This window comes from Tolypothrix sp. VBCCA 56010 (assembly GCF_050875635.1).
Classification (GTDB): domain Bacteria; phylum Cyanobacteriota; class Cyanobacteriia; order Cyanobacteriales; family Nostocaceae; genus Hassallia.
On the sequence record NZ_JBPAOH010000222.1, the window covers coordinates 1 to 8,866 of the forward strand.

Genomic DNA, 8,866 nt, shown 5'->3' on the forward strand with positions numbered 1-8,866 from the left:
CGTCTCTACAACTTTGCACCTTTTAAAGTGCTTCCGGGGGAGCAATATCAGAGCCGACACTGACACCAGAACTACTAGACCTAAGTCCGGGTGTAGTAGTTGGTTCCATTCGTTGCGATGATTGAGAAGCTGATGATGGCGTAACTTCATCTGGAATCACCGCTCTGTCGGAATTTGCTTGCTGAGACATTATAGACAATCCTCCGACTGCTCCAGCAACCAAAGCTGTATAGCCAACATACAAATGCACGGGACGTACATTTAATCCCAATCCTGGAGAACTATTTTTCAGCTTAGAACTGATGGGTACAATTGCTTTCGCGATCTCAGGTGCAGGTAAGTCAGCAATTAAACTTGTGCCATTGAGTCCCAAAGCATTTCCCATCACGCGGATAAAGCCACGCAGATAGACATCTTCTGGCAATAACTCAACGTTGCCATTTTCCACTGCTTCCATATGATAGATGGGGATGTGAGTGTAAACTTTGAGTTGCTCAAGAGAAAGACCTTGAGCCAATCGCGCTTTTTGTAATTGTTGACCGATTTTTTGCAGAGTTTCTATGCGTTGTTCAGCCGCAAGTTGCTTGGCTATTTCCGCTTTGGAAGGTTTTTTAGTGCGTTTGAGCCAATGCGTTGGTTTTTTGGCGTTTTTTTTATCTTCTTTGGCTTTCACCGAATTATCGGCTACTTGATTATGCGATACCTTCTGGTGCGTCGGCTCCGCCAACGGCACGCTTTGCGATGGCACGGAGTGCCCGCCTGACGGCGATCGCAAATTTTCTTCATTAGTATTTGTCTCTGGATTGTTTGTGTTTAATTTAACAGTACTTAAGCACTGCGATAAGTCGTTATTTTCTGATTCAGTAGATGGTGCAGCAGTTAGCTTTTCTTCATTCTCTGTAACTTTTGGTTGCTGTGTTGTAAATTGCTGAAATGACAAAGCGATCGCTTCTCGGCTAATAGCTTTAAACAACACCTTAGCTTCTTGAGATGAAGGACCTAGCAAATTTTGTAACGTAGCCAAAGCATTGCGATAAACTTTACTGCGGTGCAATTTCGTTTCTATTTGACCTAGAAGCGATCGCAAATCATCTTGAGAAATTTGAATAGAAGAAGTTCCCGGAATTGTTAATAAATATACTGGTGTGGTAGTCATATTTTAAGCCTCTGCCAATCGCTCAATAAAGTAGTTTTACATGTGTAATTTCTTCGATGCTTTCATACCCAATCCGGACGGTTAAGTATCAATTTTCTACCGTCATCAACAAAGCTGTAAAAATTTTTGCTATGCTCATGATTTATTTAGTCTTTTAAAGCCTTACGCCTTCAAGACTAGAGTTTTCTCTCAGTATTGAGCCAGTCGCGAAAAACAGCAGATGCTCCAGACTAAATATTGCATCTAAGTACGAAAGTATTTTTGGAGAAATACTGTTTTTCTTGTTACTTTAATTTAAGTATTATGATGAACTGCTAATTTGAAATCATAAATTTTTTCTAAGTAAAGTTGTTACATTAAAGTTAAATATGTATCTATCTAAAGATAGAATGGGCATTGGGCAATGGGCATTGGGCAATGGACATTGGGCAATGGGCAATGGGTAATTCCTCCCCTGCTTCCCCTGCGATAAGATTGCTCAAGAAAGCTCAAGAAAGCTCCCCCTCTTATTTAAGAGCTTGCACTTTTTCAACAAAAGACTGCACCCATCGCAGATATTGCAAGCCGGCAACATCTGCTGTGTTGTTATGTTCTGCACCAGGAACCAAAATCAGTTTTTTCGGTGCTGGTGCAGCAGCATACAGATTTTCACTCATCAAAGCCGGTATAGTTGAATCGGCTGTGCCGTGAATGAATAAAACTGGCATTTTCAAGCGTGGTACTTTTTTAATCGATTCAAACCGCTGTGTCAGAATCAAATTGACGGGAAACATGGAAAACATGTTCCTGGCAGTTACTAACTGCTGAATCGAGGTAAAAGAGCTTTCCACAATCAAACCGGCAGCGTCTGGGTGTTTAACTGCCAAATCAATAGCTATTGCTCCTCCTAGAGAATGTCCGTAGATATAAATTTCTTTTTGGGGAATCTGTCGCTGCTGCACCAAGTAATTCCAAGCTGTAGCAGCATCTTGATAAACCCGCATTTCGTTGGGAAAACTGCCTTCACTGCGACCATAACCGCGATAATCAATCAGCAAGACCGAAAATCCTAGTTGATGAAACCGTTTAGCATGAGCTACATTTGCACCAATATTGATACCGTTACCGTGCAAATACAGCAAAACCTTAGGGTTGAGTTGGTTTGCTTTTATCCACCAACCGTGGATGTGTTCCACCTTACCAAATTTGGCTGGTACGGGTAGCCAAACTTCCTCGTAAGTCAGCCCAAAAGATTCTGGTGTCTTTGCGATAACAGAAGAAGGAAAGAAAATGAACCGAGATTGCTGAAAATAAAGATATAAGCAAATAGTACAGTAGGCGATCGCCGCAACTACTCCCAGGCAAAATAGTAATTTGAATAACACTTGTATTATAAGTTTCCGTTTTTTTCTTTCCATGTACGCTATTTTATATTTCAAAAGGTATTTATAAATACAATAGTCATTGTCAAACTGGATGCATTAATATGTTAAGATTATGATTTTCTTATAATGCAACTTATTTTTAATAAGTTTACATGATAAGCAAGATTGTATACATTGGTTTAAGTAGTTTCTCTCTTTAAGAAGAATAATGAGTGGATATCAAGAGAAGGCTGTGACACTTTTCAATGAGCCTCAACAAGAGCAACTCAAGGAAATAGGTGCATATTTAGGGCAAGTTCGACAAGAAAAATCCATACGTGTAGAAGAAATAGCTGCTAAAACTTTGATTCGACAAACTTTTTTAGAAGCTTTAGAAGAAGGGCGATTTGAAGATTTGCCCGAACCTATTTATGTGCAAGGGTTTATTCGTCGCTATGGAGATATTTTAGGGTTAGATGGTACTTCTTTAGCACGCTCTTTTGCGATTAATTTTTTCCTTTTTGACTCGGAAAATGATAGTAGCAATGTAGAGAAAAAACCAAATCTATACATCCCTCTGGCAGTACCCTATATCCTCTTATTAGCAGCAGCTTCTTTTGGATTGTTTTATATACTCAATCCGCGTCGTCCAACTCAGCCAGTTAGTCAGAAACAAAACTCCTCAATTGTAGCCAAACAAAAAACAGCACCTATCCCTTCATCAGCCAAACCAAAAACATTACCTTCATCGATCGCATCTACGCCAACTTCCACAGCATCTCCAAATAGTGAGACAAATTCAACAGTTGAAGTAACCTTGGAACTTCAAGACAAATCATGGTTACAAGTAAAAGAGGATGGTAAGACTACATTTGAGGGAAATTTAGAAAAGGGAGAGCGAAAAACCTGGACAGCAAAAAAACAGTTAACTATACGCTCTGGTAATGCGGGTGCTGTATTAGTAACTGCGAATAAAAAGGAACCCAAAATTTTAGGAAATGTTGGCGCCATCAAGGAAGTTACTTTCACCCCAGAAGCCAATGGTCAATAGTCAATCGGGAATAGGGCATGGGGACAAGGAGACAAGGAGACAAGGAGACAAGGGGACAAGGAGGAATTACCATTGCGAGCGTGCCCATTGCCCCATGCCCAATAACTAACTTAGTTTCGGCTTATTTAAATGCCAACTAGTTGATTGCTCGTAAGCATAAGCTACTTGAAACAGTTGGTCTTCTCGCAGCACATTGCTAATTAGCTGCAATCCAATTGGTAAACCATTGTTATCGAAACCACAGGGCACACTTAAACCTGGTAAACCAGCAAGATTTACGGGAATGGTCATCAAGTCAACTAAGTACATGCTCAAGGGATCGGTAGTTTTTTCGGCGGCTTTGAAAGCTGTACTGGGAGCAGTGGGACACACTAACACATCAAATTGCTGAAAAGCGTTTTCAAAGTCTTCTTTAATCAGGGTGCGGACTTTTTGCGCTTTCAGATAAAAAGCATCATAATAGCCAGCAGAAAGGGCATAAGTGCCAATCATAATTCGGCGTTTGACTTCAGCACCAAAACCAGTGGCACGAGTACGAGTGTACATTGACAGCAGATTGTCGGCATCTGGAGCGCGTAAGCCGTATTTAACGCCATCGTAACGAGCTAGGTTTGCTGAGGCTTCACATGGAGCGATGATGTAGTAGCTGGGTAAGCCGTAGCGGAACCGAGGACAGGAAACTACATCAATTTCGGCTCCTAAATGTTGTAGTTGCTCGATCGCTTTATTTACAGCTTGTTCAACTTGTGAATCTAAGCCTTCGCCAAAAGTTTCTTTAATGATACCAATTCTCAGCTTCTCTTTGAGTTTGAGGTCTGGTTTTAAGCTGGCAGCGTAGTTGGGAATTTCAACTTTCAGACTGGTGGAATCTTTGGGATCGTGACCAGCGATCGCCTGCAATAATATTGCTGTATCTTCAACGCTGCGTCCAAATGGTCCAATTTGATCCAAAGATGAAGCGAAAGCTACTAACCCGTAACGCGAAACCAGTCCATAAGTTGGTTTCATCCCGACAACACCGCAAAAAGATGCAGGTTGACGAATCGAACCACCAGTATCAGAACCGATAGATACTACACATTCTTCGGCTGCTACTGCCGCTGCTGAACCTCCAGAAGAACCACCAGGAACCCGCGATAAATCCCAAGGATTAGCGGTGAGATGATAAGCGGAGGTTTCTGTAGAACCCCCCATTGCAAATTCATCCAAATTGGTTTTACCCACCATCACTGCATCTGCATCCGCTAGTTTTTGCGTCACAGTTGATTCATAAGGTGGCACAAAATTTTCTAGAATCCGCGAGGCGCAAGTAGTGGGAATATCCTTGGTACACATATTGTCTTTAATGCCTATGGGAATCCCCGCCAGCATCCCTATTTCTTCACCGGCGGCAATTTTGGCATCTACTTTTCGCGCTTGCTCTAGCGCCCGTTGTGCGGTCACGCATAAGAAACTGTGCAATTTTGGCTCTAACGCTTGAATTCGGTCTAAAGCTTCTTGGGTAATTTCAACGGCAGAGCGTTCTTTTTTAATTAGCTGTGTGTGCAACTCGCGGATCGATGCCATGCATTGCTTCCTTTGTGACTCAAATCTTAGATTTTAGTACAATTTGATAATTTGTGCCCATAGTTTATTTTCCTGGAGTTTAGACTAAAGTACGCGATCGCTACGCGGTAACAGTGCATCGGAATGGATATAAAAAATTAAGGGAGATGCTTGCGGTTAAAACAAGTATGTAAATTCTTGCCATCAAGACCGATTTCTTTACCCTTGATATTAGGGTTGGGTAAGAAAGATAAAGTTTGAGTAATTAGGGAAAATTCTGCATGAAATGCTCAAGCTGGCACAGAAGCTGGTAGCCTTCCTTCGACTCGCTCATATTCGTCTTCAAGTAACCAGAGTTTTGCCTCTTCGTAAGTGTCGCTCTTAAACACCAGCTGATAACTTTGGCTTGGGTCATAAACATAGCTAGTGCCAGAATTATCTCCCAGGAGAATGAGAACGTAGGGAGGTGAAGCAGTGGGGTCTACCCATAGTTCTGTAAACTCCCAGTTATCAGCTAGGTTTTGTGCGGGGGATAACATGGTATTTGTTTCCTTTTACTTTCATTTCGGCATAGTAAAGTGGAATTCTGCTGCTATCGATACTGAGACGATATCCAATCGGTTCGTCAAAGTATAGTCCATAGCGCTCATGCCCGCGAACAACTCCTGTAAACTCCCCCTGTGCCATGATTGCTTGAGTAACCATGACCATTGTGGTTTCATCATTAAATAGATGAGCGCTACCTTCACATTTTAGCAACTGTGAAGATTGGGGAGTATCTGGAAGATGCTTGGCAATATGTCTAGTGTCGAGAGTTAGTTCGCGGTCAATTAAACTCATACAGAGGCGTTTTGCCCTACTACACCAAAATTGTGCGGTTGAGAATACTTATCACCTCACCTGGGTATTCTGTTGGTTGCGGTCTACTCCAATCGCTGATTTCTGCATAGCCAACCACTTTTAAGTAGTGAATTGTGCTTGTCACTGCTTTGGGCGTACCGATGAGCAAGTGTCTGAGCGGTTCTCTGCATGGAATTGTCTGTGGGTTAGTTTCGCTTAATCCGGGTGCATTTGGATTGCTGTTGGATAAAAAAGCTTGGATTGTAGTTTGTACTTCATAATTTGCACCAAGAGAGGGCGCTGTTGAATTCGATTGTTGGGCGATGTACTGCTCAAGTTCCAATTGGGCGATCGCTTGTTCGTCGCAGAGAATTTGTGATTGTGTCATTATGTAATTTGTATTCCTACAGTGGATTTACGCAAGGCGATCGCACTCTTCTTGCCAGTTGGGGGCGATCGCCTTTTGCTTTTGAGTAAATTATATCAAAATGGGGGGAATGGGGGAATATGGGAATATAGGAATTTTGCTGATATTCCCCCTATGCCATGCCAGAATGATGGGATGGCAAAACCCGAAGATACGGTCAAACTAGTTATTAGCAAAGAATTAAAAATCCGTTTCAAGTCGCTGTGCGTCCAGACAGAAACGGATATGAGCAGTGTTGCTAGAGATTTAATTGCTGCCTGGTGCGACGAGCAAGAGAAGAAGCTTGACCAACAGAAAAAAAAGTAGAACAATATTTATGCGCTTCAGCACCATGACTAAAACCACAGTTCACCTTGTCGCCAGCATCCATTCCTTGTACATTAGTGATGATTTACACGCTCCGCTCAAGTAAAGGCAGTTTCGGGTAATATAGCAACCGCCAAGGCGGTTTGAGCATAAACTGGATGTAGTCCCTTTCCTTAGTACGCGATCGCTACGCGGTCACGGTGCATAGGAATGGGTATAAAAATGAATTATTTAAGACTGTTATATTGCTTGTAAGTGTCTGTGTGGCTGAAGCGTGAATTATGATGTTTAGCATCAATTTTCAGCAGGGCTGGCACTGCTTACTCTATTATTTATATCTATAAATTAATTTAACTCTTCGCGCCCAATCCTCAGTCATATGGTTAAAATTATTACACGCAAATCTTTGGGAATGCAAAATGTCTATGACATTGGCGTGAGTTCCGACCATAATTTTGTAATTAAAGATAATTTAATCGCTTCTAATTGCTTTAATAAGTCTCACTCTACGGCGTATGCTTATGTAACTTATCAAACTGCATATTTAAAAGCTAATTATAAGTTAGAGTATATGGCAGCACTGTTAACGGCTAACAGTGGTGACACAGATAAGGTGCAGAAGTATATTGCTAGCTGTACGAGTTTGGATATTGATATAGATCCACCAGATATTAACGCAAGTCAAGTGGATTTTACGCCGCTTGCGGGAAAGATTTTGTTTGGATTTAGTGCAGTGCGTAACGTGGGACAGAATGCGATCGCCTGTATATTAGAAGCGAGGAAAGAAGGAGGATCGTTTCAATCTCTAGCTGATTTTTGCGATCGCGTCGATCTGCGTGCTGTTAATCGCCGCGCTTTAGAGTCGCTAATTTACTGCGGAGCTTTTGATAAAATCGAATCTAACCGCCATCAGTTAATCAAAGACCTAGAATTAGTATATGATTGGGCACAATCTCGCGCCAGAGATAGAGCTAGCGGTCAAGGAAATCTATTTGATTTATTCGGTGGAATTTCTAACAATACAAATAATAATCAAGTAAGCAAAGCTTTTGAAACTGCCCCTAAAGCAAATCCTGTTCCCGATTTACCCCAACCGGAAAAGTTACGCAAAGAAAAGGAACTTTTAGGTTTTTATGTATCCGATCATCCGCTGAAATCTATACAGCAAACAGCGCGATACCTGGCTCCATTTAACCTGACGCAATTTGGCGAACAAAAAGAAGGAATCATGCTTTGTGTGGTTGTCATGCTAAATGGTGTCAAAAAGGTAATGACAAAAAAAGGCAACGAACCGATGGCAATTTTGCAAATAGAAGATTTAACTGCACAATCGGAAGCGGTTGTCTTTCCTAAATATTATGAGCGCATAAGTTCACTACTTCAAGTTGATTCACGCTTAATTATTTGGGGTAAAATAGAGCTAAAAGAAGATAAACGTCAATTTGTTGTTGAAGATGCCGAACAAGTAGAAACAGTACAACTGGTGATGCTGGAATTAACTTCTCAACAAATAGCAGATATCCAAGAACTTAATCGCGTCAGAACAATCTTGAGAGAACACTCAGGAGACAGAGAAAAAGCAAAAGTGCCAGTGATAGGTATTATACAAGCCGTAAATTCCCGTCAAGCTGTTCTTCTTGGCAGACATTATTGGGTACAAGATTCTATAACCGCTTTTCAAGCTCTCAACAACGCCGGATTTCCAACTGAGGTAAAACAGCTTATTGGTACTTGAGTGCAATGGGCATTGGGCAATGGGCATTGGGCATTGGGAATTGGGAATTGGGCATTGGGAATTGGGCAATGGGCATTGGTAATAATTCTTTTTTTCCCTTTTCCCTTTTCCCTTTCCCCCTCTTTAAATCCCCATGCCCGATGCCCGATGCCCGATGCCCGATGCCCGATGCCCGATGCCCGATGCCCCTTTCCCTTTTACCCTTTCATTGCTCTATTAACAGTAATTTTACGTAGCTTATTCAGCAGAAAATCGTTTTTTTAGTTACTTATCCCGATGATAATTACCTTGAAAAAATGGTATTTTTTAATGCCGTGACTATATAGCGGCAACCAGGGGAAGGAGCAAAAAAAACTTGATGACCGCAAATGAGCTAAGTAAATTTGTTTATTATTGTAAACAAATTCAGACTCAAACTCAGGAAGATATTAAAAGATTTTTTCAGGGAGTTGGTGTCTTTCCT

Annotated in this window: 10 protein-coding genes; 4 read left to right on the top strand and 6 right to left on the bottom strand. The window is 41.5% G+C overall.

Annotated elements, in window-relative coordinates; all coding sequences use genetic code 11:
* Positions 1-22: 22 nt before the first annotated feature.
* Both AABK37_RS38285 and AABK37_RS38290 read right to left on the bottom strand, forming a co-directional pair.
* Complete coding sequence (locus tag AABK37_RS38285; RefSeq protein WP_432556644.1) at positions 23-1,156, bottom strand: helix-turn-helix domain-containing protein; 1,134 nt, start codon at positions 1,154-1,156, stop codon at positions 23-25.
* 506 nt (positions 1,157-1,662) lie between these two features.
* The gene (locus tag AABK37_RS38290; protein WP_432556645.1) at positions 1,663-2,553 is read right to left on the bottom strand and encodes an alpha/beta hydrolase; all 891 of its coding nucleotides are present in this window, start codon (positions 2,551-2,553) and stop codon (positions 1,663-1,665) included.
* A 175-nt stretch (positions 2,554-2,728) separates the two neighbouring features.
* On the opposite strand from AABK37_RS38290, the gene AABK37_RS38295 reads away from it, so the two are divergent.
* Entirely contained in the window at positions 2,729-3,550 is an 822-nt protein-coding gene (locus AABK37_RS38295; protein ID WP_432556646.1) for a helix-turn-helix domain-containing protein, read from the top strand.
* Between the two features lie 105 nt (positions 3,551-3,655).
* On the opposite strand, the gene gatA is transcribed toward AABK37_RS38295, so the two are convergent.
* The 4 genes from gatA to AABK37_RS38315 all read right to left on the bottom strand — a co-directional run bounded on the left by gatA (position 3,656) and on the right by AABK37_RS38315 (position 6,323).
* A complete protein-coding gene (gatA, locus tag AABK37_RS38300) occupies positions 3,656-5,116 on the bottom strand; it encodes an Asp-tRNA(Asn)/Glu-tRNA(Gln) amidotransferase subunit GatA (RefSeq protein WP_432556647.1) in 1,461 nt (486 codons plus the stop codon).
* Positions 5,117-5,385: 269 nt separating this feature from the next.
* Positions 5,386-5,634 carry a hypothetical protein gene (locus AABK37_RS38305; RefSeq protein WP_432556648.1) on the bottom strand — a complete coding sequence of 83 codons (249 nt, stop codon included), beginning with the start codon at positions 5,632-5,634 and terminating at the stop codon, positions 5,386-5,388.
* Positions 5,606-5,935 carry a DUF6972 family protein gene (locus AABK37_RS38310; RefSeq protein WP_432556649.1) on the bottom strand — a complete coding sequence of 110 codons (330 nt, stop codon included), beginning with the start codon at positions 5,933-5,935 and terminating at the stop codon, positions 5,606-5,608. The genes AABK37_RS38305 and AABK37_RS38310 overlap by 29 nt, the downstream gene beginning before the upstream one ends.
* 19 nt (positions 5,936-5,954) lie before the next feature.
* A complete protein-coding gene (locus tag AABK37_RS38315; RefSeq protein WP_432556650.1) occupies positions 5,955-6,323 on the bottom strand; it encodes a hypothetical protein in 369 nt (122 codons plus the stop codon).
* Here AABK37_RS38315 and AABK37_RS38320 point away from each other — a divergent pair.
* From AABK37_RS38320 to AABK37_RS38330, 3 genes are all read left to right on the top strand, one after another.
* Positions 6,315-6,668: a hypothetical protein gene (locus tag AABK37_RS38320; protein WP_432556651.1), complete on the top strand. Its 354-nt coding sequence runs from the start codon at positions 6,315-6,317 to the stop codon at positions 6,666-6,668. The two genes, AABK37_RS38315 and AABK37_RS38320, sit on opposite strands and share 9 nt — an antisense overlap.
* A gap of 379 nt (positions 6,669-7,047) precedes the next feature.
* Positions 7,048-8,403: an OB-fold nucleic acid binding domain-containing protein gene (locus AABK37_RS38325; RefSeq protein WP_432556652.1), complete on the top strand. Its 1,356-nt coding sequence runs from the start codon at positions 7,048-7,050 to the stop codon at positions 8,401-8,403.
* A gap of 68 nt (positions 8,404-8,471) precedes the next feature.
* The gene (locus AABK37_RS38330; RefSeq protein WP_432556653.1) at positions 8,472-8,639 is read left to right on the top strand and encodes a hypothetical protein; all 168 of its coding nucleotides are present in this window, start codon (positions 8,472-8,474) and stop codon (positions 8,637-8,639) included.
* Positions 8,640-8,866 lie beyond the last annotated feature (227 nt).